The 23,029-nt window shown below is 67.5% G+C and carries 20 protein-coding genes and 1 pseudogene; 15 read left to right on the plus strand and 6 right to left on the minus strand.

Annotated elements, in window-relative coordinates; all coding sequences use genetic code 11:
- Positions 1-2: 2 nt before the first annotated feature.
- Together C9E82_RS19020 and C9E82_RS19025 are read left to right on the plus strand one after the other, a co-directional pair.
- Positions 3-1,136, plus strand: coding sequence for an FAD-binding oxidoreductase (locus C9E82_RS19020; protein WP_119898211.1), 1,134 nt, complete (start codon positions 3-5; stop codon positions 1,134-1,136).
- A gap of 9 nt (positions 1,137-1,145) precedes the next feature.
- The gene (locus C9E82_RS19025) at positions 1,146-2,195 is read left to right on the plus strand and encodes a xylose isomerase (protein WP_119898212.1); all 1,050 of its coding nucleotides are present in this window, start codon (positions 1,146-1,148) and stop codon (positions 2,193-2,195) included.
- 183 nt (positions 2,196-2,378) lie between these two features.
- On the opposite strand, the gene C9E82_RS19030 is transcribed toward C9E82_RS19025, so the two are convergent.
- From C9E82_RS19030 to C9E82_RS25330, 3 genes are read right to left on the minus strand one after another with little or no spacing between them, the layout of a single operon-like run.
- The gene (locus C9E82_RS19030; protein ID WP_119898213.1) at positions 2,379-3,431 is read right to left on the minus strand and encodes a 4-oxalomesaconate tautomerase; all 1,053 of its coding nucleotides are present in this window, start codon (positions 3,429-3,431) and stop codon (positions 2,379-2,381) included.
- On the minus strand, positions 3,424-4,095 hold the full coding sequence (locus C9E82_RS19035; RefSeq protein ID WP_119898214.1) for a 4-carboxy-4-hydroxy-2-oxoadipate aldolase/oxaloacetate decarboxylase: 672 nt from the start codon (positions 4,093-4,095) through the stop codon (positions 3,424-3,426). Before C9E82_RS19035 ends, C9E82_RS19030 begins: the two co-directional genes overlap by 8 nt.
- 3 nt (positions 4,096-4,098) lie before the next feature.
- The gene (locus C9E82_RS25330) at positions 4,099-4,887 is read right to left on the minus strand and encodes a VOC family protein (protein WP_280524964.1); all 789 of its coding nucleotides are present in this window, start codon (positions 4,885-4,887) and stop codon (positions 4,099-4,101) included.
- Between C9E82_RS25330 and C9E82_RS25435 the strand changes: the two are divergent.
- From C9E82_RS25435 to C9E82_RS19100, 11 genes and pseudogenes are all read left to right on the plus strand, one after another.
- Positions 4,823-5,269 (plus strand): annotated as a pseudogene (locus C9E82_RS25435) (LysR family transcriptional regulator); the annotation flags it as partial. The gene C9E82_RS25330 and the pseudogene C9E82_RS25435 overlap by 65 nt on opposite strands.
- A gap of 307 nt (positions 5,270-5,576) precedes the next feature.
- Complete coding sequence (locus tag C9E82_RS19055) at positions 5,577-6,914, plus strand: TRAP transporter large permease (protein ID WP_240643541.1); 1,338 nt, start codon at positions 5,577-5,579, stop codon at positions 6,912-6,914.
- A gap of 29 nt (positions 6,915-6,943) precedes the next feature.
- On the plus strand, positions 6,944-7,939 hold the full coding sequence (locus C9E82_RS19060) for a TRAP transporter substrate-binding protein (RefSeq protein WP_119898233.1): 996 nt from the start codon (positions 6,944-6,946) through the stop codon (positions 7,937-7,939).
- A gap of 308 nt (positions 7,940-8,247) precedes the next feature.
- Complete coding sequence (locus C9E82_RS19065) at positions 8,248-9,261, plus strand: TRAP transporter substrate-binding protein (RefSeq protein ID WP_119898215.1); 1,014 nt, start codon at positions 8,248-8,250, stop codon at positions 9,259-9,261.
- Positions 9,262-9,310: 49 nt separating this feature from the next.
- A complete protein-coding gene (locus C9E82_RS19070; RefSeq protein WP_170162078.1) occupies positions 9,311-9,826 on the plus strand; it encodes a TRAP transporter small permease in 516 nt (171 codons plus the stop codon).
- The gene (locus C9E82_RS19075; RefSeq protein WP_119898217.1) at positions 9,823-11,100 is read left to right on the plus strand and encodes a TRAP transporter large permease; all 1,278 of its coding nucleotides are present in this window, start codon (positions 9,823-9,825) and stop codon (positions 11,098-11,100) included. Before C9E82_RS19070 ends, C9E82_RS19075 begins: the two co-directional genes overlap by 4 nt.
- Before the next feature lie 11 nt (positions 11,101-11,111).
- Positions 11,112-11,867, plus strand: a complete 756-nt coding sequence (locus C9E82_RS19080; protein WP_119898218.1) for an SDR family NAD(P)-dependent oxidoreductase — start codon at positions 11,112-11,114, stop codon at positions 11,865-11,867.
- A gap of 17 nt (positions 11,868-11,884) precedes the next feature.
- On the plus strand, positions 11,885-12,760 hold the full coding sequence (locus C9E82_RS19085) for an alpha/beta hydrolase (protein WP_119898219.1): 876 nt from the start codon (positions 11,885-11,887) through the stop codon (positions 12,758-12,760).
- Positions 12,757-13,746: an amidohydrolase family protein gene (locus C9E82_RS19090; protein WP_119898220.1), complete on the plus strand. Its 990-nt coding sequence runs from the start codon at positions 12,757-12,759 to the stop codon at positions 13,744-13,746. Before C9E82_RS19085 ends, C9E82_RS19090 begins: the two co-directional genes overlap by 4 nt.
- 23 nt (positions 13,747-13,769) lie before the next feature.
- Positions 13,770-15,251: an aldehyde dehydrogenase family protein gene (locus tag C9E82_RS19095; RefSeq protein WP_119898221.1), complete on the plus strand. Its 1,482-nt coding sequence runs from the start codon at positions 13,770-13,772 to the stop codon at positions 15,249-15,251.
- A gap of 331 nt (positions 15,252-15,582) precedes the next feature.
- Complete coding sequence (locus C9E82_RS19100) at positions 15,583-17,292, plus strand: FAD-dependent monooxygenase (protein ID WP_170162079.1); 1,710 nt, start codon at positions 15,583-15,585, stop codon at positions 17,290-17,292.
- A 311-nt stretch (positions 17,293-17,603) separates the two neighbouring features.
- Here C9E82_RS19100 and C9E82_RS19105 read toward each other — a convergent pair whose 3' ends face one another.
- A complete protein-coding gene (locus C9E82_RS19105) occupies positions 17,604-18,470 on the minus strand; it encodes a fumarylacetoacetate hydrolase family protein (RefSeq protein ID WP_119898223.1) in 867 nt (288 codons plus the stop codon).
- A 25-nt stretch (positions 18,471-18,495) separates the two neighbouring features.
- Positions 18,496-18,876 (minus strand): nuclear transport factor 2 family protein, encoded by a 381-nt coding sequence (locus C9E82_RS19110; protein WP_170162080.1) that lies wholly within the window; start codon positions 18,874-18,876, stop codon positions 18,496-18,498.
- 215 nt (positions 18,877-19,091) lie between these two features.
- Between C9E82_RS19110 and C9E82_RS19115 the strand changes: the two genes are divergently transcribed.
- Positions 19,092-19,559: an Lrp/AsnC family transcriptional regulator gene (locus tag C9E82_RS19115; protein WP_119898225.1), complete on the plus strand. Its 468-nt coding sequence runs from the start codon at positions 19,092-19,094 to the stop codon at positions 19,557-19,559.
- Here C9E82_RS19115 and C9E82_RS19120 read toward each other — a convergent pair.
- The gene (locus C9E82_RS19120; RefSeq protein ID WP_119898226.1) at positions 19,556-20,107 is read right to left on the minus strand and encodes an NADPH-dependent FMN reductase; all 552 of its coding nucleotides are present in this window, start codon (positions 20,105-20,107) and stop codon (positions 19,556-19,558) included. The genes C9E82_RS19115 and C9E82_RS19120 overlap by 4 nt on opposite strands.
- A 229-nt stretch (positions 20,108-20,336) precedes the next feature.
- On the opposite strand from C9E82_RS19120, the gene mdeB reads away from it, so the two are divergent.
- Complete coding sequence (gene mdeB, locus C9E82_RS19125; protein WP_119898227.1) at positions 20,337-23,024, plus strand: alpha-ketoglutarate dehydrogenase; 2,688 nt, start codon at positions 20,337-20,339, stop codon at positions 23,022-23,024.
- The last annotated feature ends 5 nt before the right edge of the window (positions 23,025-23,029 follow it).

Consider the following 23,029-nt stretch of genomic DNA (forward strand, 5'->3'; position numbering starts at 1 on the left):
CCATGTTGCAGCCTCTTTCGTCGCAATGGACCCCGACCCGGCTGACGCTGGAATGCGTCGATATCGAAACCGAAACCCATGACGTGAAGTCGTTCCATCTTCGCGTCCTGCCCAATGCGGCGGGCGAGGCGCCGCTGTGCCTGCACCGGCCGGGACAGTTCCTGACCCTGCGGCTGCGGCATGGCGATATGCTGGTGCCGCGGTCCTACACCATCGCCTCGCCGCCCTCGCGGCCGATGCTGCTGACGCTGACCGTCAAGCGCGATCCGGACGGGTTGGTCTCGCGCTATCTGCACGACGTGCTGCGCATCGGCGACCGGCTGGCCGCGCAGGGGCCCGGAGGCAGCTTCGATCTGTTCTCGGTCGCGCCGCGCCGGCATATCGTCATGCTCTCGGGCGGCTCGGGCATCACGCCGATGATGTCGATGCTGCGTTACCTGCAGGACCGGCGCGAGACCGGATATCGCGTGAGTTTCCTGCATTCGGCCCGCAGCCCGGCGGATCTGCTGTTCCAGGGCGAGTTGACGGCGATCGCGGCGCGCGGCGGCGCCAAGCTGGGATTCATCTGCGAACGCGACGCCCTGCCGGGCATGGAGGCGGGTTTCCTGACCCGCGACATGCTTCAGGCGCATGTGCCCGACCTGCATGACTGCACCGTCCTGACCTGCGGGCCGGCGCCCTATATGCGGGCGGTCAGGGCGATGCTGGGCGAAGCGGGCTTCGACATGGCGCATTACCACGAGGAAAGCTTCGGCGACCCGGCCGAGCGGCGCAATCCCGATGGCGCCACGCCGGAAAGCCTGCGCGCCGATGGCGGGGAACCCGCCGCAAGTGCTGCCCCGCCGCCCGTCGATCATCAGCCGGCGAAGGCGGGGCAGAACCTCGTGCATTTCACCCTGTCGGGCAAGGCCGCGCCCTATCGGCCGGGCGAGACCATCCTCGACGTCGCCTCGCGCGAGGGGATCGCCGTGCCGACCAATTGCCAGATGGGACTTTGCGGCACCTGCAAGGCGCATTGCAGCGCCGGGCAGGTCGCCATGGACGATACCGAGGGCCTCGGCCCCGGCGAGCTGGAGCAGGGGATGGTGCTGACCTGCTGCGGCCGTCCGCAGGGCGCCGTCAGCATCGCATTATAGGAGCCAATCATGACCGATAAGAACCTGTCGCTCGGCTGCAATGGCCGCGGCGTGATGCATCGCGCGCCCCTGCCGGTCGAGGCGCAGTTCCGCCTGCTGCGCGACAGCGGCGTCTTCGACCATTTCGACCGCATCCCCCAGCCCGGAGAGGAACGCGCCTATGTCGAGGCATCGAACCGCTTCGGCGTGCCGATGACCACCGGGCTCTGGACCTATCAGGTCGGCCGGGACGAGGGGTTGCTGCGCCACAACCTGGAATGGGCGCAACGCGCCGGGGCCGAATGCCACAACCTGATGATCCTGACACATCACGCGCAGGGCCATGTCGTGACCGATGACGAGGTGGTGGAATTCTACCTGCGCGCCATGGAGGAGGGCGACAGGCTGGGCATCACCATCGCCGCCGAGGTGCATATCTACAGGTTCACCGAGGATTTCCGCCGCATCACCCCGGTTGCAGAAAAGGTCCGCGCGCGGGGCGTGCCGTTCAACTTCGTGCTGGACCATTCCCATGTGCTGCTGAAGATCGAAAGCCCCGAGGAACAGGACGCCTGCGGCATCCGCGCCGATGTCGAAAGCGGCCGGCTGATCCTCGATCCCCATGAGCCGGGCAATGTCATCGACGAATGGCTGGCGCAGAACATGGTGGTCTGGCTGCAGACCCGGCCGGTCGCACCGAACGGGCCGAAGAACACCGCGATGATGGGGTCGGGCGGGCGTTACGGCCGCGCTTGCCAGTATCCGTTCCTGCGGCCGGCGCCCGGCGAATGGGACCATGACTGGCATGCGTGGAAGGTTCAGCCCAGCAAATACGTCGCCCGCAAGGTGCTGCAATATCACCACGACCGCGCCGACAGCCCGCTGCGCTGGCTGACCACCGACATGATCGACATGGCCGACTACGGCGGCGGTGTCGGCTATTCGCTGTTCGAGCAGAACGTCGCCATCGCCCATTGGCTGCGCGAGACCTGGCGCGAGATCGCCGGAACCGACCTCAAGGCGGGCGGTCATGCTGACCGGGACCGGCCTGCGCGGCCCTTGCCAGCCACCGCTTCCTGAAGTCGGTATCATCCTCTCGGGCCGGTTCGGGCATCTCCGCGGCACCTGTATCAACCAATGCACCATCCTCTGTGGCGCGCGCCGCGCAGGATGGTCCGGGCTGATGCGGTCGAAGAAGCGGCGGCCGCGAGGGCAAGCAGCGGAAACACGCCCCCGGATCGACCGGCAGATCAGGCGCAGGGCTCAGGACCGGGGAAACACCCGCCCCTCCATCAGCTTGCGGGCGGTGCGCATGGTGCCGGCGGCGGTGACATGCCCGGCGGCGTCCCGTTCCAGCAGCACCTCGGCCGCGCCGGTCGGATGCTCGATCAGGAAACGGCCGTCACCGGGCAGATTTGCGAGGGTCGCCGCCGGAGAGCCTGCGAGCGTGCAGGCGGTGGCCACGCTGACCGCCGCGAATACCCCGATCGAGGCATGGCAGCGATGCGGAATGAAGCTGCGGGTGCGGATCGTGCCCGCGACGGGCGCCGAGACCAGCACCATCTTGGGCACGGATTTCTCCGCCACCTCGCCCAGCTTCATCAGCGGCCCGGCCCTTAGCCGGATCGCCTCGATCCGGGCCTTCAGCGCGCCGTCGGCATCCAGCGCCTCGCGGCTTTCCCCGCCGGTCAGGCCGAAATCGGCGGCGCGCATGATGACGCAGGGCATGCCGTTGTCGATCAGCGTGCAATCCACGCCCTCGATCACGTCCACCGCCCGGCCCGAGGGCAGCAGCGCCCCGCACATCGCGCCGGCGGTGTTCTGGAACATCAGCGGGATCGGCGCGGCGCTGCCGGGCACGCCGTCGATGGCGGCCTCGCCCGCATAGGTCACGCGCCCGGCCGGGGTCTGCACGCGCGCCAGGGCGACCTCGCCGGTGTTCAGCATGTGGATGCGCACCGGGGTTTCGCTCTGCTTTGCGGCCACCAGCCCGCGCTCAATGGCGGCCGGGCCGACGGCCGCCAGGATATTGCCGCAGCCCTGCGCGTCCGACACCAGCGCCTGATCGACGAAGACCTGCAGGAACAGGTAGTCGACATCGGCATCGGGCCGCGACGACGGCGCCAGCACCGCCACCTTCGAGGTCAGCGGATCGGCGCCGCCGATGCCGTCGATCTGGCGCGGATCGGGCGACCCCATGATCCGCAGCAGCAGCGCATCGCGCATGGCCGGATCGGTGGGCAGGTCGGAGGCCAGGAAACAGGCCGCCTTCGAGGTGCCCCCCCGCATCCACAGGCAGGGAATGCCGTCAGACATATTTCAGCCCCTTGGCCTCCAGCCGGGGGCGCATGTCGTAGATGTCCAGCCCCGGTTCGCCCGCGGCGAGGCGGACGCGCTTGGCTTCCTCGGCCGCCATGCGCTTGCGGGCGGCGGCCAGCACCGCCTCGGCATCCGCGCGGCGGACCACGCAGACGCCGTCGTCATCGGCGACGATCACGTCGCCCGCCTCGACCAGTTGCCCGGCGCAGACGACGGGGACATTGACCGAACCGAGCGTCTCCTTGACCGTGCCCTGCGCGCTGACCGCCCTGGACCAGACCGGGAAGCCCATCTCGGTCAGGTCGCGCACGTCGCGCACCCCGGCGTCGATCACCAGCCCCCGGCAGCCCCGCGCCATGGCGCTGGTCGCCAGCAGGTCGCCGAAATAGCCGTTGTCGCAGGGCGAGGTCGGGGCGAGGACCAGCACGTCGCCCGCGCGCAGCTGCTCGATGGCGACATGCAGCATCCAGTTGTCGCCGGGCGGCGCGCTGATCGTCACCGCCGAGCCGGCGATCCGCGCCCCGGCCCAGATCGGCCGCATCTGGCTGGCAAGGCAGCCGATGCGGCCCTGCGCCTCGTGCACGGTGGCGACGCCCGCCTCGGCAAGCCCGGCGATCACGGCCGGATCGGCGCGCTGGATGTTCTGGACGACGATCGACATGGCTCAGCCTTTCTGCACCGGCGGGGTGCCGTGGGTGTGGAATGTCTCGATGGTCTTCAGCCCCCAGGCCTGGCCCTTCCGGCGGTCGGCCTCGGTCCAGACCACCGGCTGCCAGTCGGGCGCCAGGATCAGCCGCGCGCCGGCATTGGCCAGCTCGACCCGGTTCCCGGCCGGCTCCCAGACATAGAGGAAGAAGGTGCCCTGGATGGCGTGCTTGTGCGGTCCGGTCTCGATATGGACGCCGTTCTGCAGGAAGATGTCGGCGGCGCGCAGGATGTCCTCGCGCTGGTCGGTGGCATAGGTGACGTGGTGCAGCCGGCCCCCTCCTGACTCAATGGGCCCGCCGCCATGTTCCTCGGTGCAGGCCAGGTCATAGGTCTTGTTGTTGACGGTGAACGAGCAGCCGCCGATGCGGCCGTTGTCGAGCTGGATCAGTTCCGTGACCCGGCTGCCCAGGCGGTCGAGGCGCAGGTGATCGCCTCGCTTCAGGCCTCGGACCCCGGCACGGAATGGCGGGCAAGGGGGCTTACAACCTCGAACGGATGATGGTTCACGGCGCCCGCCGCGCCGCCGAGATGCGCGAGGTCGCGGCGACCGTCGCCGCCCTTGGCCTGCCCGATGCGATGAGCGCGGCCACCGCCCGCTGGCAGGATCGCGTTGCCGCAACGCAGGCCGATCCGGGCGCCGGGGATCTGGCGACGCGGCTGGACCGCGTCCTGGCGCGGCTGTGATCTCGCGCAATCTCAGGCATCTGCGGCTGTTTCTGGCCGTCAGCGACGGCGGCTCGGTCACGCTGGCGGCCGATCGCCATCACATCACCCAGCCGGCGGTGACGCAGGCCATCGCCAAGCTGGAGATGCTGGCGGGCGGGGCATTGTTCCTGCGGACGCGGCAGGGCTTCCTCCCGACCCGGCGGGGCGAGATCCTGGCCGGGCGGACCCGGCGGGCCTTTGCCACGCTGGACCCGCCGCTGGCCGAGCTGTCGCCCCGCTTGCGGCTGACCGCCAGTCACGCGCAGCTGACCGCGCTGATCCGCGTCTGCGAGTTCGAGAACTTCACTCTCGCTGCGCGGTCGCTGGAGCTGTCGCAGCCGACGGTTCACCGCGCCATCTCGCAGCTCGAGCAAGAGGCCGGGCGGCCGCTGTTCCAGCGCACCCCCTTCGGCCTGGTGGCCAGCCGCGCCGCGCGAGACCTGGCGCAGGCGGCGAGGCTGGCCTTTCACGAACTGGAGCAGGCGGTGGCCGATCTTGCCGAGATCGAGGGGCGCGAGGTCGGCAAGATCGTCATCGGCGCGCTGCCGATGGCGCGCTCGGTCCTGCTACCCGGTGCGCTGGCCGCCTTTCGGCGACAGCGCGCCGCCCAGCCGGTGCAGGTGGTCGAAGGGCTTTATGACGAATTGCTGACCGGTCTGCTATGTCCAGCGCAGCCATGTCGCCGCCAGGCTGCTGTCCGAGGTCCGGCCCCGGACCTTCGCGCGGCCCTTGGGGCTGTTCGGAGCCTTCGTCTCGACGGTCTTCGCGCTGGTCCTGTTCGTCACCATGGCCGACAACACCTGGTCCAAGCTGGGATCGCCCGAGTTGTCGCGCGATCTGGCGCTGCCCATGCCCGTGATTCTGGGCATCGTCACGCTGATCATCGGGATCGACGGCACCATCGCCGTCGGCGCCACCACCATCTGGGACAGCGTGACCAACTATACGTTGACCATGCTGCCGCTGTTCGTCCTGATGGGGAACCTGGCGGCGAATTCCGGCCTGTCCTCGCAGCTTTACCGGGCCATGTCGGTGCTGATCGGGCATCGGCGCGGCGGGCTGGCGCTGGCCACCATCGGCGCCAGCGCGGGATTCGGGATGATTTCGGGGTCATCGCTGGCAACGACCGCGACCATGGGCCGGATCGCCCTGCCGGAAATGCAGGCGGCGGGATATTCGCGGCCGCTCTCGGCCGGCTCGGTCGCGGCGGGCGGAACGCTTGGCATCCTGATCCCGCCCTCGACCATCCTGGTCATCTATGCCTTCATCGCCGAGCGGTCGATCCGCTCGCTGCTGCTGGCCACCGCCGGGCCCATCGTCCTTGCGGTCACGCTGTATTGCCTGGCCATCTGGGTGCCGCTGTGGATGGGCTGGACCACCGCGCCGCAGCGCAACCGCGCCAGCCGGGCCGAGGCGCTTGGCGCCCTGCGCGAACTGGCGCCTCCGGTCGCGATCTTCGGGCTGATCATGGGCGGCCTCTATACCGGCTTCTTCACCGCCAACGAGACGGCGGCCGTCGGGGCGGCGGTGGTGCTGGCCTATGGCGTCCTGTCGCGCAGGCTGACGGTCCGGGGCTTCCTTGCGGCGTCGATGGACACGGCCGTCACCTGCGGCGCCCTGTATCTGGTGCTGATCGGGGCGAACCTGTTCAACTTCTTCCTGGCGCTGTCGGGCCTGCCCTTCTCGCTGACCGGCATGTTCTCGGGCATCCTGGACCAGCCGATGCTGGTGATCCTGATGATGCTGGGGATCTATCTGCTGCTGGGCACGCTGATGGACAGCCTGGCGATGCTGCTGCTGACGGTCCCGCTGTTCGTGCCGATCGCGGATGCGGCCGGCATCGACCTGATCTGGTTCGGCATCTTCGCCGTCATGGTCGTCGAAATGGGGCTGATCACGCCGCCGGTCGGGATGAACCTGTTCGTCCTGAAGACCACCAACCCGGAAATCCGCATGACCGAGCTGTGGCGCGGCATCACGCCCTTCGTCATCGCCGACCTGATCCGCGTCGCCATCATCATCGCCATCCCGGCGATCGTGACCTGGGTGCCCCATGCGGCGCTCTGAGAAACCGATTTTCCATGGGAGGAGTTATCATGTTCAGGAAGATCCTCGCCGCCTCGGCTGCGATCATCGCCCTTGCCGCGCCCCTTGCCGGGCAGGCGCGCGAGATGCGCGTCTCGTCCTTCGAGCCGCCCCAGGGCTTCTATTCGGCCAAGGTGCTGCAGGCATGGATCGACGAGATCAATCCGAAGCTGACCGGCACCTCGTTCCGGCTCTATGCCGGCTCGATCCTCGGGGCGCCGCCCGCGCAGCCCGAACTGGTCAAGGCGGGGGTCGCCGATGTCGCGCTGATCGTGCCGACCTATACGCCGGGCCTGTTCCCGCTGTCGGGCGTGGTCGAGGTTCCGGGACTGGTCGAGACATCGGCCGACGGCACCGCCATCCTGAACGCCCTGTCCGAGCAGGGCGTGCTGGACGATGAATATCGCGACTACAAGGTCCTGGCGCTGTTCTCGACGCCGGGATACCGCTTCCTGATGACCGGCGACGGCGTCTCGCAACCCGACCAGCTTCGCGGGCTGAAGATGCGCACGCCCTCGCCCTTCGGGTCGGAAATCCTGGCCATGCTGGGGGCCTCGGGGGTCTCGATCCCGGCGCCGCAGGTCTATGAGAATCTGGAGCGCCATGTCGTGTCGGGCGCGGTCTGGGTCATGGACGCCTATCGCACCTTCCGCCTGGACGAGGTCGCGCCGGCCGTCACGTCGCTGCGCTTCACCGCCTCGCCCATGGCGATCCTGATGAACAGGGCGGCCTATGAATCGCTGCCCGAGGAGGACCGCAGGGTGCTGGACGAAATGGCGGGCCGCAAGATGGCCGAATGGGTCGCCGACATCGTCGATGCCACCGATGCCGAGATCGAGAGCGACTTCCGCAACGCCGGCAAGGTGAAGTTCATCGACCTGGAGGAGCCCTCGGTGGCGGCCTGGCACACGGCCCTGGCGCCGGCGGCCGAGAAATGGGTTGCCGGCCAGCCGGACCGCGAGGCCGCCGCCAGGGCGCTGGACGTGGCCCGCACGATCGGCGAATGATCTTCGCGGCCGGCCCGGAACGAGCCGCGCAGGCCCGGCCCGCTGGATCGCACCTGTGGCCGCACATGAAGGACAGGCCGCGAAACCCCTGAAGGACCCGGAACGGCCTGCGGAAATCCGCGATATGCCGGCGGAGGACGGGCTTGGAGGGCGACAGATCGTCCCGCGCGATCATTATTTGGCATCATGTCGGCCGGGACGGCATCTTCTTTTGATCTGTCCCGGTTGATATCGCCTTTCCGGGGGAAAGCTTCGCGGGACCGGCATGAACGGTCTGTCCGGCTGCCTTCCAGGGGAGGAGAAAATCAATGAAGCAGAACAAGGTCCTTGCGGCCGTCCTGTGCGCTGCCGCCTTTTGCGCGGCACCCTTCGCCGCCGCGGCGCAGGAACATGTGATGAAGATCTCGGCGCCGATCCCGGCCACCGAGAAGGATCCGGTCTATGCCTGGATGGTGGCGTTCGAGCGCGGCGTGGAGGAACGCTCGGGCGGTCGGATCGACGTGCAGCTCTACCCCTCGAACCAGCTGGGGCAACTGCCCGCCGCGATCGAGGGCGTCTCGATGGGAACGATCGAGGCCTCGTTCTCGATCATCGGCTTCTTCAGCTCGCTTGACCCGCGCTTCCGGGTGCTGGACGCCGGCGGGCTTTTCGAGACGCCGGAACAGGCGATGCGGACCTTCCAGCAGCCGGAGGTGCGCGAGATGCTGGCCGAATTCGGCACCGCCGCCGGGGTCCAGCCGCTGGTCGTGGTGGTCGACGGGCAGGGCGTGATCATCTCGAAGGACCCGATCGAGACGGTCGCGGATTTCCGGGGCAAGAAGGTGCGCAGCGGCGGCGCGACTCCGCTGCTGAACGAACCGCTGAAGGCGGTCGGCGCGGCCCCGGTCGCGATGCCGCTGGGTGAGGTGCTTCCCGCGCTGCAGACCGAAACGATCGACGCCGCGACGAATTCCATGGCGGTGATCAACGGCTTCCAGATGGCCGACGTGGCGCGCAACGTGACCTATCTGCCCGGCACCTTCACCATCATCGGCGCCGTCGTGAACCGGGATTTCCTGGCCACCATCGGGCCGGAGCTTGCCCAGATCGTGATGGAAGAGGCGCAGAACGCCGAAAGCGTCGTGCTTGCCCATCTGGACAATGTCGCCGCGCAGGAAAAGGCCTGGGAGGATTCGGGCGGGCGCGTCATCCGCATGGGCGACGAGGAGGCCGCGACATACCTGGAAACGACCGGGTCGATCGTGGCGGGGATCGTGGCCGGGGATGCGCAGATGCAGGCCGATTACGACATCCTCGGCGCCGCCGCGGCCGCGGTCAGGTAACGCCGACATGCCGGGGGCATCGCCCCGGCCCCTTCTCGGAGATCTGACCATGATGCGTTTCCTCGACCGGGCGGCGAATGCGTTTCTGGCCCTGCTTGGCCTTGTGCTGATCGCCATGATCGGCCTGACCATCTGCAACGTCATCAGCCGCTATGTCTTCAATCGCGCCCTGCTGTGGGCGGACGAGGCGACGGTATTCGCCATGATCGCGCTGGCCTTTCTGGGCGCGGTGGTCTGCGGCTGGCACAGGGCCGAGATCCGAATGGACATCTTCGCGAACCTGATGCCATCCGCGGTCCAGAGGCTGCTCAACATCCTCCAGCAGGCCGTCATGGCGGGGCTGTGCGGCTGGGTGGCCTGGCAGTCGGTGGGCTATGTCCGACGCGCCTATGCCATCGGCATGCGCGGCGATGCGTCCGGCCTGCCGACCTGGATCGTGCATGCGCTGATCCCGCTGAGCCTCTTTCTCATCGCCCTGATCGCGGCGGTTCGCTGCATCCGCCTGATCGCCAGCCATGATTTCGGCCTCGACCAGGCCCAGACCGGCAAGGAGCGGATCGAATGATCTTTGCAATGGGTGTCCTGCCGATGGTCCTGCTGGTCCTCGGCTTTCCGATCTTCATCGTGCTGCTGAGCGGCGCGACGCTGGCGCTGGTGGTGCATATGAACGTGCCGTTGACCGCCATCCAGCAGAACCTGTTCGGTTCGCTGAACTCGCCCGGCCTGCTGGCGGTGCCCTATTTCATCTTCGCCGGAGAGCTGATGTCGCGCGGCACGGTCTCGCAGCGGCTGGTGGATTTCGTGGGCTCGATGGTGGGCCGGGTGCCCGGCTCGCTGGGGGTGACGACCGTGGGCACGGCGACGATGTTCGGCGCGATCTCGGGGTCCAGCGCGGCCTCGGTGGCCTCGGTGGGCAAGGTGATGCAGCCGGCCATGACGCGCGACGGCTATCCCGCCGCCTTCTCGGCCGGCATGATCACCTCGGTCAGCGCCATCGGCATCGTCATCCCGCCCTCGATCCCGATGATCGTCTATGGCGCCTCGGCCGAGGCCTCGATCCCCCGGCTCTATGCCGCCGGGGTGGTGCCCGGCCTGATCCTTGCCGCGGCGCTGGCGATCTATATCATGATCCGGGCGCGCGCGGGCGGCTTCGGCAGCGGCGCAAGCCTGTCCTTCCGCCGCTTCGCGCAGGCGGGGCTGCGCGCGGCCTGGGCGCTTGGCGCGCCGGTCATCGTGCTGGGCGGCATCTATGGCGGAGTATTCTCGCCCACCGAGGCGGCGGCGGTGGCCTGCGCCTATGCGCTGGTCGTGACCCGCTTCGTCTATCGCGAACTGGGCTGGCGCGACATCCTGGACGCGGCGATCGGCACGGTGTTCTTCACCGCGCAGGTTCTGATCATCATCGCGGTGGCGGGGCTGTTCTCCTGGATCCTGACCGTGAACCAGGTGCCGCAGGCGCTGGTGTCCTGGATCGCCGCGCAGGAAATGACCGCCTGGCAATTCCTGCTGCTGGTCAACATCGTCCTGCTGGTGGTGGGCTGCTTCATGGACCCGCTTTCGGCGATCCTGCTGCTGACGCCGCTTCTGATCCCCATCGTCGAGGCGTTCGGCATCGACAAGGTGCATTTCGGGATCGTCATGACCCTGAACCTTGCCATCGGCCTGTTCACCCCGCCCTTCGGCATCAACATCTTCGTGGCGCAATCGGTGCTGAAGATGCGGACCCCGGATATCTACAGGGGCGTGCTGCCGTTCTTCTGGATCTTCGTGGCCGTGCTGCTGCTGATCACCTACCTGCCCTCGATCACGCTTTGGGGGATGGAGCTGTTCCTGTTCTGAAAGGGCCCGGCATGTCGCGACTGTCGAACCGAACCATCATCGTCACCGGCGCCGCGCGCGGGATCGGGGCAGCCTATGCCCGCGCGCTGGCGGCCGAGGGCGCGCGGGTGGCGATCTGCGACGTGCTGGATCCCGGCCCCGTCGTCGCGGATATCGAAGCCGCAGGGGGCGAAGCGATAGGTGCCGTCTGCGACATCACCGACACCGCTTCCGTCGCGGATCTGGTGGCGCAGGTGAAGACGCGCTTCGGCGGGATCGACGGGCTGGTGAACAATGCCGCGATCTTCGCGGCGTTGACGCCGCGCCCGTTCGAGCAGATCCCATCCGAGGAATTCGACCGGGTATTGCAGGTCAATGTGCGCGGCACGTTCGAATGCATCCGCGCGGTCCTGCCCGGAATGCGCGGGCAGGGTTACGGCAAGATCGTCAACATTGCCTCGGGCACGGTCTACAAGGGCACGCCGGGCCTGCTGCACTACACGGCCTCCAAGGGCGCGATCATCGCCCTGACGCGGGTGGTGGCGCGAGAGGTGGGCGGCGACGGCATCCGGGTGAATTGCGTGGCGCCGGGCTTCACGCTCAGCGAGGGGATCCTGGACGCCGAGGAGACGGCGGCGATCAACCGCGCGACCGTCGCCTCGCGCTGCCTGCCCCGCGACCAGCAGCCCGATGATCTGAACGGCGCCATCGGCTTCCTGCTGTCGGCGGAAAGCGATTTCATGACCGGGCAGGTGATGGTGGTCGATGGCGGCTCGGTGATGAACTGACAGGGGGAAGGACGCGCATGAAACAGAGATTCACGCTGGAGGCGGCGGGGCAAGACTTCAGCGGCAAGCTGGCCCAGCCCGATGGCGGACAGGCCGGGCTGCCGGTGCTGCTGGCGATCCATGGCGGCACCTATGACTGCGATTATTTCGACATTCCGGGCCATTCGCTGCTGGACCGGGCGGTGGCGTGGGGCTTTCATGTCGTCGCGATCGACCGGCCGGGCTATGGCAACTCGACGCCGCTGCCCGATGCGCCCGACCTGATCCAGAAGAATGCCGAGGCGCTGAACGCCGCGCTGCCCGATCTGCTGGCCGCGCTTGGCTTGGCGGGCCGGCCGGTCTGCCTGATCGGCCATTCCATCGGCGGGGCCGTGGCGCTGACGCTGGCCGCGCTCTGCGAGGGCTGGCCCCTTGCCGGCGTGGCCGTGTCGGGCGTCGGTGCGGAAACCCCGTCTGAGAGCGCCGAGGCCTATGCGCAGATGCCCCGGCAATATTTCGTGGAACTGCCCGGTCCGGTGAAGGATCAGGTGATGTTCGGCCCCGAAGGCAGCTATCCGCCCGACATGCCCGCCGCCAGCCATGCCGCGCACCGCCCCGTGCCGCTGTCGGAACTGACCGACATCACCGGCGGCTGGCAGGACCGGCTGGCCGGGATCGCCGCGCGCATCCGCGTGCCGGTCCATTACCGGCAGGGCGAGCATGAAAGGCTGTGGCTGGTCTCGGCGGCCCGCGTCGAGGATTTCGCGCGCCTCTTCACCGCCAGCCCGCAGGTCGATGCCGAACTGGTGCCCGGCGCGGGCCATTGCATCGACTATCACCTCGCCGGGCCGGCATTTCAGGATGAACAACTGGATTTCGCCGCCTTGCTTGAATCGGCAGAGGCGCAACCGTGATCATCGACATCTATACACACCTGTATCCGCGCGCCTATTTCGACGCCCTGACCGAAAGCACGGCGGGCCTTGGCAGTCTGGCGGCGCGGATGAAAAGCCTGCCCTCGGTCATGGATCTCGACGCGCGCTTTCGCCAGATGGACGAATTCGGCGATTACCGGCAGGTCATCAGCCTGCCCGCCCCGGCGCTGGAGGAGGTCGCGGACCCCGATCTGGCCGCCCGCCTGGCGCGGCTCGGCAATGACGGGCTGGCGGAACTGGTGGCCCGGCACCCCGACCGTTTCCCCGCCTTCGTCGCCGCCGTGGCGCTGAACGACGTGCCGGGCGCCGTGGCCGAGGCCCATCGCGCGGTCACCGAACTGGGCGCCAAGGGGTTGCAGATCCACACCAATGTCAACGGCCGCCCGCTGGACGACCCCGAGTTTCAGCCGGTCTTCGCCGAGGCCGCCGAGCTTGGCGTGCCGATCTGGCTCCATCCCACCCGCGACGCCGGAATGCCCGATTACAAGACCGAGGCGAAATCCCGCTTTGAAATGTGGTGGTGCTTCGGCTGGCCCTACGAGACCTCGGTCGCCATGGCCCGGCTGGTCTTCTCGGGCCTGTTCGACCGCCATCCCGGGTTGCGGATCATCACCCATCATCTGGGCGGCATGATCCCCTATTTCGACGGCCGCATCGGCCACGGCATGGAGGTCCTCGGCAGCCGCACCCCGGACGAGGATTACAGCGCCGTCCTGCCTTCGCTGAAACGCCCGCATCTGGACTATTTCCGCGATTTCTATGGCGACACCGCGCTGATGGGCGGCACCAGCGGCCTTCATGCGGGCCTGAAATTCTTCGGCGCCGACCATGTGGTCTTCGCCACCGACACGCCCTTCGCCCCGATCGGACCGACGATTGCGGCGCTGGACGGGCTGGACCTGACGCCCGAGGACCGCCGCAAGATCATGTCCGGCAATGCCCTGCGGCTGCTGGGCCTTCACTGAACCGCCCCGACCCGGAGACTGCCATGAACGACAATCCCGCCGCGACCGTCGCCCCCCGCCACAGCCACTATATCGCCGGGGCATGGACCGACCCCACGGGCCGCAGCTTTCCCGACCGCAACCCGCTGAACGGCGATCTGGTCGCGGAGATCGCCGCCGGCGGCCGCCCCGAGGCCGAGGCCGCCGTCGCCGCCGCCCATGCCGCCTTTCCCGACTGGGCGGCGATGCGCCCCGCCGACCGCCAGCGCCTGTTCCTGCGCGCCGCCGAGATCACCGAGAAACGCCATGACGAGGCCGTGCATCTGATGGCCGTCGAGGCCGGCACCAGCCGCGCCTTCGCCTCGTTTCAGGTGCAGCTTTCGGCATCCTTGATGCGGCAGGCGGCGTCCTGGGGCTATCTGCCCTATGGCGACGTGCTGCGCAGCGACATTCCCGGCCGCATGGCGATGGTGACGCGCAAGCCTCTGGGCGTGGTGGCGGGCTTCACCCCCTGGAACGGCGCCTTCTATCTGGGCTGGCGGACGATCCTGTTGCCGATGGCGTTCGGCAACACGGTGGTGATCAAGCCCTCGGAAGAGGCGCCGCTGTCGGCCGGGCTGCTGCATGCCGAGATCCTTGACGAGGCGGGCTTCCCGCCCGGCACCTGCAATGTCGTCACCCACGCGCCGGGCGAGGTGGCAGAGATCGCCGATGTGTTCTTCGAAAGCCGCGCCGTGCGCTGCATCAATTTCACCGGCTCGGACAAGACCGCGCGGATATTGGCCGAACGCGCGGGACGGGCGCTCAAGCGGATGGTGCTGGAACTGGGCGGCTTCAACCCGATGATCGTGCTGGAGGATGCCGATCTGGACAATGCCGCCGCGGCGGTGAATTTCGGCGCCTTCTTCCATCAGGGCCAGATCTGCATGAACACCCGCAAGGTCTATGTCGCGCGCAGCGTCCATGACGATTTCGTCGGGCGGCTGGCCGCCCGGACGCGGACCCTGAAATCGGGCGATCCGCGTGATCCCGCCGTGGTGGTCGGCCCGCTGATCAATGCCCGCGCGCTGGCGCAGACCACCGAGCGGGTGCAGGACGCGGTGGATCGCGGCGCGCGGGTGGTCGCGGGCGGCAGGGCCGAGGGGATGATCTACCACCCGACGATCCTCACCGACGTGCCCAAGGACGCGATCTGCACCACCGGCCGCGACGAGACCTTCGGCCCGATGCTGGTGATCGAACCCTTCGACGACCCCGAACAGGCGCTGCGCGATGCGCAGGACACGCCCTATGGTCTCAGCGCGGCGATCATGACCGGCGATCCGGCGCGGGGCCTCGACATGGCGCAGCGTTTCGACACCGGCATCGTGCATGTCAACGGCGCCACGATGGCGGGCGAGGCATCCTTGCCCAATGGCGGCGTCAAGGACAGCGGCTGGGGCCGCTCGGGCCATTACGCGGTCGAGGATTTCACCGAGATCCGCCTGACCACCATCACCCAAGGGCCGGGGCGCTATCCGTTCTGATCCCCGGCGCGACATGAGGGAGGCCGGAAGACCCGACCGTCTTTTTGCACTTTGGGCCGGAGCAGGGGCGGACTGTCCTTCGCGGCTCTGACCCGCGGCTCTGGCTCTCTCAAGCCCCCGCCTTGGGCGCCATGGCCCATTTGCAGCTGGAAGGGTGCATTCTGCGGGAGGTTCCCAAGTGTCGGCGCAGGATATGCTTCCTGTGTCTGATATCGCGGTAGAAACAAGTGATAAATGCCGCGACGGCTGGCTTATTCTGCATTCTGGAGGAGGGGCTCATGGGCCGATGGTCGCATGGGTTCCGGATGGTAATGGAAGAGGCAATCACATCATGACCAAAGCATCCCGCGTCATCATCGTCGGCGCTGGCCCGACCGGCCTTTCGGCTGCCATCCTGCTGCGACAGCGCGGCCATGACCCGGTGGTTCTGGACCGGCGGCCCAGCCTGAAGGGCTATCCCGCCGCCCATGTCGCCAATACCCGCACGATGGAGATCATGGCCGAGATGGGCGTGGGCGAGCGGATCTGGAACGAGGGCGACACCACGGCGCTGAGCAGCCGCGTGGTCTGGGTCGAAAGCATGGCGGGCCGCGAATATGGCGTCCTGCCGATCCAGGGCGCGGCGCAGGACGCGCGCGGTCCGCTGAGCCGGTTCCGGTCCGTGAACATCGCGCAGACGCATATGGAGCAGATCCTGCATGAGAGGCTGATCGAGCTGGGCGGCTCGGTCCGCTTCGGCCATCGGGTGACGGATGCCCGCGATACCGCGACCGGCGCCGAGGTCACGGTCGAAGAGGGTGGCGAGACGCAGGTGCTGGACTGCGACTGGCTTCTGGGCTGCGACGGGGCGGGCAGCACGGTGCGCCGCTCGGTGGGCATCGAGATGGACGGGCCGCCCTCGATCGCGCGTTTCATGACGATCTATTTCCACGCCGACATCGACCGGTTCCGGGAAGGACGGCGGGCGCTGCTCTACTGGATCGGCGGGGCCGAGGTGCGCGGCGTTTTCATCAGCTTCGACGAGGCCGGCCGCACCTGGGCGATGCTGGTGCCGATCGGCGATGCGAAGATCGAGGATTTCACCGACAAGGATGCCACCGCGATCATCAACAAGGCCATCGGCACCTTCGACGTTCCGGTCGAACTGGACGCGGTCAGCAGCTGGAACATGAGCGCGCAGGTCGCCACCCGCTATCGCGAAGGCCATGTGCTGCTGGCGGGCGATGCCTGCCACCGCTTTCCGCCGACCGGAGGGCTGGGGATGAATACCGGCATCCAGGATGCGCATAACCTGGTCTGGAAGCTGGATGCTGTGATGGCCGGCCGGGCCGCGCCCTCGCTGCTGGACAGCTATCAGCAGGAACGCCGCCCCATCGCGCAGCGCAATACCGATCAGAGCGTGAAGAACCTGATGAAGATGGCCGCCATAGACGAGGCACTTGGCGTGCCGACGCTGGCCCCCATCGCGCCGGATGCCGGCAAGGGGCCGATCCGCATTCACGACGACGCGGTTCTGGGCATCGACGGCGACAGCGCCGAGGCGAAGGCCAGGCGAGCGGCGGTGCAGGCTGCGGTGGACGACCAGGCCGAACATTTCGCGCAGGGGGCGGGGATCGACCTGGGCTTCGCCTATGCCGAAGGGGTGCTGGTGGCCGATGGCTCGGCACCGCCATCCTCGGCGCCGACCGAATACCGCCCCGACGCGCATCCCGGCGCAAGGCTGCCGTTCAGCTCGGCCGATGGCGGGTTCGCAACCTCGACCCTGGGCCATGTCGCGCCCGATGCGATCACCCTGTTTGCCCAAGGCGACCAGTGGCAGGCGGTGGCCGACGAGGCCGCGCAGGCGGGTTTCCCGGTGGTGCTGCGGCGCTTTGGGCCGGGCGGGCTGGACCTGGGGCCGCGTGCGGGCGAATTGCTGGGCATCGGCCCGCGCGGCGCGGTCGCGGTGCGGCCCGACGGCCATGTGCTGTGGCGCGATGCCGAGGGGCGGTCGCCCGAGACGCTGACCGACGCCGTGAGGCTCTGCACCGGGGCGGCCTAAGGCGGATCGACACTCACCTGGCTTTCCACTGGATCCTTTTCGCCGAAGGTAAAGTCCTGCCCGGAACAAGGCGCGGAACGCGCCGCCGGGCAGTGCCCGACCGCCCGGACGGGCGGGCACTTCGGTGAGGTTGCGCGCAACAGATATTTGACTGCGGGGCGGCAGCATGAACTGCCCAGCACAACCGGTGCTGTGCCCGCCCGCGGTCGGGCACTGCCCTCAGCCCTGTGCAGCAGGTGCCAAAGGTTGAATGTCGATCCGCCCCAGAGCGGGCAGGCGTGGCGGCGCAGCGGGCGCCGCCACGCGCTTGGTCAGCTTTCGGCGGTGATGGTGTTCTCGATATGGCCCAGCCCGTCGATCTCGACCCGCACCACGTCGCCGGGTTGCAGGAAGACCTGCGGATCGCGCGCCACGCCGACGCCCGCCGGGGTGCCGGTGGCCAGGATGTCGCCGGGCTTCAGCGTCATGACCTGCGACAGATAGGCGATCTGCTCATGGATGTCGTGGATCAGGTCGCTTGTATTGCCGTGCTGGCGCTCCTCGCCGTTGACATAGGTGCGCAGGCCCAGGGCGTGGGGATCCTCGATCTCGCTGTCCAGCGTCAGCCAGGGGCCGGTGGGGCCATGCGTGTCGAAGGACTTGCCAAGCGTGATGGTGGTGGTGCGGAACTGCCAGTCGCGGGCCGACACGTCGTTCGACACCATATAGCCGCCGATCACTTCGCGCGCCTTGTCGGCAGGCACGTTGCGGCAGGTCTTGCCGATGACCACCGCCAGCTCGCCTTCATAGTCCAGCTTGTCCGAGACCTTCGGCGCCACGACATCGCTGTAGGGCCCGGTGATGCAGGAGACCTGCTTGTTGAACCAGATCTGGTATTCGGGCGTCGCCATGCCCAGCTTGTTCGCCTCGGCCCCGTGATCGGCATAGTTGAGCCCGATCGCCAGATATTTCTCGGGGTCGGGGATCGGCGCGTGCAGGGTCACGTCGCGCAGCGGGATCGGGGTGCCGTCGCTTTCCGAGATGCGGTCGAAGGCCGCGCGGGCGGTGTCCCCGGCTTCCAGGAATGCCTTGATCGTCCTGGGGAAATCCGGGTCGATGCTGGCGATGTCGATCAGGCGGTCGCCGAAAACCTTGCCCAGGCGGATCTCGCCCGTGGTGGAATAAGCTGCCAATGGCATGGGAAGTCCTCTGCTGTGATGATGATTATGCGGCCACGGGGGCATTGTGGCAGGTGTTCAGCCGCCAGCCGTCGCCATCGCGCGACCAGACCTGGGTGGTGATCGCGCGCACGTCGATGACCTGGCCGCTGTCGCGCACCACGATGGTCTGGATCAGCGGGCCGGTCATCACCGCCGCGTCGCCGAAAATGCGGATCGTCAGCTCGCCGCGCTCGATATTGCGGAAGATGTATTTGTCGCGGAACCCGGCCAGATAGCCGGGCTTGTCGTCGACATGGCCGTTCAGGTGGATATGGACCAGATCCTCGGTCAGCAGGCCGGCCAGCACCGCCTCGTCCGCGCCCATCAGAGCCGCGCAGCGTCTGCTTTCCAGGTCGCGCAGGGTGTCTTGGTCGCTGGTGGTCATGCTCATCTCTCCTTGGTCTGGGCCACGCGGAAGCCTAATCGCATCATGTGCCGATGTGACGATGCGCAACCGGCCATGCCGATCAGCTTCGGGCATCGCCATGGGTCGCGCAGGCCGAATTTATGCGGGATCGGCGGAAATTTCTTGCGGTTAACGGCAGGGAAATCCAATAAATCAGCATAACATATGTCATATCCGATAAATGGGAGCTTGTTATGCCGCGCCGTGCGCTTGACGCCACCGACCGCCGTATCCTCAATCAGCTGCAACGGGACAGCAAGCTGACCAATGTCGAACTGTCGGCGCGGGTCGGCCTGTCGCCTTCGCCCTGCCTCAGCCGGGTAAAGCAGCTGGAAAAGGACGGGTTCATCCGCGGCTATGTCGCGTTGCTGGACCCCGAGGCCGTGGACCTGTCGATCAGCGTCTTCATCCAGGTCACGCTGGAAAAGCAGGTCGAACGCGCCCTGCAGATCTTCGAGCAGAAGATGAACGCCTTTCCCGAAGTGATGGAATGCTACCTGATGACCGGCGACAGCGACTATCTGGTGCGCCTGATCGTTCCCGACATCCACGCATTGGAGCGGTTCATCGTCAAGGAGCTGACGACCATTCCCGGCGTGTCGAACATCCGCTCCAGCTTTGCGCTGAAGCAGGTGAAATACAAGACGGCGCTGCCGGTCTAGGCCATGCGCTCGATCAAGGCGGCCAGGCGCGCGCCGAAAGCCGCGATGAACTCGCGCACGGCTTCATCCGCGATGCTGCCGTCGGGCTGGATCATGTCGGGCGTCTTGAAGCTGATATAGGTTTCGCCCGGCATGACGATGCAGCCCTGGATCGCCAGGATCTGGCGCAGGTGCTGCTGCGCGACGGCCGTGCCGATGCCGCCGGGCGAGGCGCCGGTCATCGCCAGGACCTTGTCCTTCCAGACATTCTCGGCCGGCGGCTTCGATCCCCAGTCGATGGCGTTCTTCAGCAGGGCGGGGATCGAGCGGTTGTATTCCGGCGTCACGCAGCACACCCCGTCCGCCGCCCTGATGCTGTCGGTGAAGCGGCGCACGCTTTCGGGCCGTTGCCCCTCCAGGTCGCCATTGTAATAGGGCATGTCATCCATGCGGACATAGTCGAAGCGCAGCGTTTGCGGGGCGTAACGCTCGACCGCCCTGGCGAGCTTCAGGTTGATCGATTCCTTGCGAAGGCTGGCAACCAGCATGGCAACGGATTTCCGGGTCATCTTCATCCTTCCTGACATGAGGCAGAGCGTGTTCGTCGCCAAAAACTGCCAAATCGCCACAGCGCAGGCAATAGAATCTCTGCAGCGCAATAAAATAAGCACGTCATGCTGCGATATGGGGGCATTCCGGCATGGATGCCTGAATTTTTCGTCTTCGCCCCGGCCTTCGGCACTATATTCGGCGCAGCTTGCCCTAGTCTTCCCGAAATCGAAGACAGGACGAACACCCATGACCCAGATGCAGCCCCAGGGAAGCGGCTTTGCCGATTCCGATCCCGTCGAAACGCAGGAATGGATCGAGGCGCTGGTGGCGGTGGCGGCCCATTCGGGCGGCGAGCGCGCGCAGTTCCTGCTGCGCCAGCTTGAGGACGTTGCCCGCCGCCACGGCGTCTTCCTGACCGGCCAGCCCTATTCCTCCTATCGCAACACCATCCCTGTCGCGCAGCAGGGCAGCTATCCCGGCGATCTGGAGATGGAGGAGCGGATCACCTCGATCATCCGCTGGAACGCGCTGGCGATGGTCGTGCGCGCCAACAAGGCTTACGGGGAACTGGGCGGCCATATCGCCAGCTATGCCAGCGCGGCCGAGATCTTCGAGACCGGCTTCAACCATTTCTTCCGCGCGAAGACCGAGGATTTCGGCGGCGATCTGGTCTATTTCCAGCCCCATTCCGCCCCCGGCGTCTATGCCCGCGCCTATCTGGAGGGGCGGCTGAGCGAGGAACAGCTTGCCAATTACCGCCAGGAGGTCGGCGGCAACGGGCTGTGTTCCTATCCCCATCCCTGGCTGATGCCGGATTTCTGGCAGTTCCCGACCGGCTCGATGGGCCTCGGCCCGATCAGCGCGATCTATCAGGCGCGCTACATGCGTTACCTGGAAGGGCGCGGGCTGGCCGATACCGCCGGGCGCCATGTCTGGGGCGTCTTCGGCGATGGCGAGATGGACGAGCCGGAATCCATCGCCGGGCTGACGCTGGCGGCGCGCGAGAACCTGGACAACCTGACCTTCATCATCAACTGCAACCTGCAGCGGCTGGACGGTCCGGTGCGCGGCAACGGCCAGATCATCCAGGAACTGGAAAGCCTGTTCATCGGCGCCGGCTGGAACGTCATCAAGGTGCTGTGGGGCAGCGAATGGGACGGGCTCTTTGCCCGCGACAGGGATCTGGTGCTGCTGCGCCGCTTCGCCGAGACGGTGGACGGCCAGTATCAGGACCTGGGCAGCAAGGACGGCGACTACAACCGCGCCAAGTTCTTCGACGCCGATCCCGCCACCCGCGAGCTGGTCGCGCATATGACCGATGCCGAGATCCACGCGCTGAAGCGCGGCGGCCATGATTTCCGCAAGCTTCATGCCGCCTTCGCCGCCGCCAAGGCCCACAAGGGCCGCCCGACGGTGATCCTGGCCAAGACCAAGAAGGGCTACGGCATGGGCAATGCCGGCGAAAGCCGGATGACCGCGCATCAGTCCAAGAAGCTGGACATGGAGGCGCTGGTCGCCTTCCGCGACCGCTTCAAGCTGCCCTTGTCCGAGGCCGATCTGGAAGGGTTGAAATTCTACAAACCCGCCGAGGACAGCCCCGAGATGGCCTATCTGCGCGACCGCCGCGCGGCGCTTGGCGGTTCGATGCCGCTGCGCCTGGCGGGCAAGGCGGAAAAGGACCGCATCCCGGTCCCGGCGCTGGACAGCTATGCCAAGTTCGCGCTGGCCGCCGAGGGCAAGGAGATGTCCACCACCATGGCCGCCGTCCGCATGATGGGCGGGCTGTTGAAGGACAAGGGTTTCGGCCCCCGCATCGTGCCCATCGTTGCCGACGAGGCGCGCACCTTCGGCATGGACAACCTGTTCCGGCAGGTCGGCATCTATGCCCCCAAGGGCCAGCTCTACGAGCCCGAGGATGCCGGCGCGATGATGTTCTACAAGGAGGCCAAGGACGGCCAGCTGCTGGAGGAGGGCATCACCGAGGCCGGCGCGATCTCCAGCTGGGCGGCCGCCGCGACATCCTACAGCATCCACGACACGCCGACGCTGCCCTTCTACATCTATTACTCGATGTTCGGCTTCCAGCGGATCGGCGACCTGATCTGGGCGGCGGCCGACCAGCGCGCCCGCGGCTTCCTGCTGGGCGCGACGGCCGGGCGCACCACGCTGTCGGGCGAGGGCCTGCAGCATCAGGACGGCACCAGTCACCTGATCGCCTCGACCATCCCGAACTGCCGCGCCTATGACCCCGCCTTCGCGGGCGAGCTGGCGGTGATCCTGGATCACGGCATGCGCCGGATGATGCAGGAGCAGGCGGACGAATTCTATTACATCACCGTGATGAACGAGAATTACGCCCAGCCCTCGCTGCTGCCGGGCTCCGAGTGCGATATCGTCAAGGGGCTCTACAAGCTGGACAGCCGGGGCGATGACGCGGCTGCGGTGCGGGTCCGGCTGCTGGGCTCGGGGACGATCCTGCAGCAGGTGATCGCCGCCGCCGATCTGCTGGCCAGTCGTTTCGGCATCGCCAGCGACATCTACAGCGCCACCAGCTTCACCGAACTGGCCCGCGACGCGCGCGAGGTCGAGCGCCGCAACCGCCTGACCGCCGCCGAGGAGCCGCAGCCCTGCCATGCCGCCCGGCTGCTGGCGGGCCGGATGCCGGTGATCGCCGCCACCGATTACGTCCGCGCCCTGCCGCAGATGATCGCGCCCTATCTGGATGCGCGCCTTGTCGCCCTGGGCACGGACGGCTTCGGGCGCAGCGACACCCGCACCGCCTTGCGCGCCTTCTTCGAGGTGGACGCGCCCAGCATCGCGCTGGCCGCCATCGAGGCGCTGGTCCGCGACGGCCATGTCGAGCGCGCCGTGCTGGTCGGCGCGCTGGCCGAACTGGGTGCCGATGCCGACGCGCCCGCGCCCTGGACCGTCTGAAGGAG

Source organism: Paracoccus sigandri (genome assembly GCF_003709565.1).
Classification (GTDB): Bacteria; Pseudomonadota; Alphaproteobacteria; order Rhodobacterales; family Rhodobacteraceae; genus Paracoccus; species Paracoccus siganidrum.